Source organism: Microbacterium sp. CPCC 204701 (genome assembly GCF_004010105.1).
Lineage (GTDB): Bacteria > Actinomycetota > Actinomycetes > Actinomycetales > Microbacteriaceae > Microbacterium.
In genome coordinates this window covers 1-1,022 of sequence record NZ_RRYE01000637.1, presented here as the reverse complement: position 1 = coordinate 1,022, position 1,022 = coordinate 1, and the positions used below count along the sequence as shown (strand labels likewise).

Here is a 1,022-nt window from a genome sequence, read left to right as displayed (position 1 = left end):
GCGCGGGTCGACCGCCGAGAGTCCGGGCAGCGCCGCCGTCACGATCCACTCGTGCGTCGCGTCGCCGCCGACGGCGAGCAGCGGCGGCACGCGTGCGTAGGGCGCGGCCCAGGCCAGCCGGGCGGCCTCGCCTGCGAACGAGGTCTCGGCGTTGCGTGGGCCGTGCTTGAGGTAGCGGCCGTCGTCGGTGCGGAACGTCACGCCGCCGTAGTCGTTGAGCCACACCGGCTCGAGCGTCGCACCGGCCGCGAGTTCCCGCACCCGCTCGGGGATCTCGACCGCTTCGAGGGGAATGGACACGCCCCCATCCTGCCGGGTGCGTCGGACTCAGGCCTCGAGCATCTCCCGCACGATCAGCGCGTGGTTGTGAGCGGCGTCGTGCACGGCGTGCAGGAGGGTGACCACGTCGTGCGAGGCGATCTCCTGTCGCAACCACTCCACCGCCGGGCGCGACGGGCCGGCCAGCTCTGCGCGGTACGCGTCGGCGAAGGCATCCCACGTCATGCCGCCGTGGTGGAAGGCCTTGCGCAGCTCGGTCGAGGGTGCGACCTCCTTTGCCCACAGGTCGAGCGCCGCGCGGTCCTTCGAGATGCCGCGCGGCCACAGCCGGTCGACGAGCACGCGCAAGCCGTCGTCCGGGCCGGGTTCGTCGTACACGCGCTTCAGTCGCAGTTCCATGGTGACATCCAACTCCTCCGCGCGGGTCGGCGCACGGATCGGTCTCCGGGCGCACAACTCAGGCTGCTTCCCCGACCCGGCGCCCACGTACCGCGGAATTCTGCCGGAGCCTCGCCGTCGTCTCCGCCCCAGCCTGAGTCATGAGCGGCGAACGGATGCCTCGACCGGCCGGGGGTGGGTAGCGTGGTGGGTGCACGACCCCTCACGCAGTGGAACTCGGTTCCGCGTATGCTGATACGCAGTTTCGCCTGGACGTCCGGTCTTCGAAGGAGAACGCATGGATCTCACCGGTGCTGCCGCCCTGGTCACCGGCGGAGCGAGCGGGCTCGGCCTCGCGACCGCCC

At 71.6% G+C, this 1,022-nt stretch carries 1 protein-coding gene and 1 pseudogene; both read right to left on the bottom strand.

Translation table 11 applies throughout. From position 1 onward, the window contains the following. Positions 1–300, bottom strand: a pseudogene (locus tag EIO58_RS18510) (aminoglycoside 3'-phosphotransferase); the annotation flags it as partial. 27 nt (positions 301–327) lie between these two features. Then, the gene (locus EIO58_RS18505) at positions 328–678 is read right to left on the bottom strand and encodes a DUF488 domain-containing protein (RefSeq protein WP_127820611.1); all 351 of its coding nucleotides are present in this window, start codon (positions 676–678) and stop codon (positions 328–330) included. Positions 679–1,022: the final 344 nt, after the last annotated feature.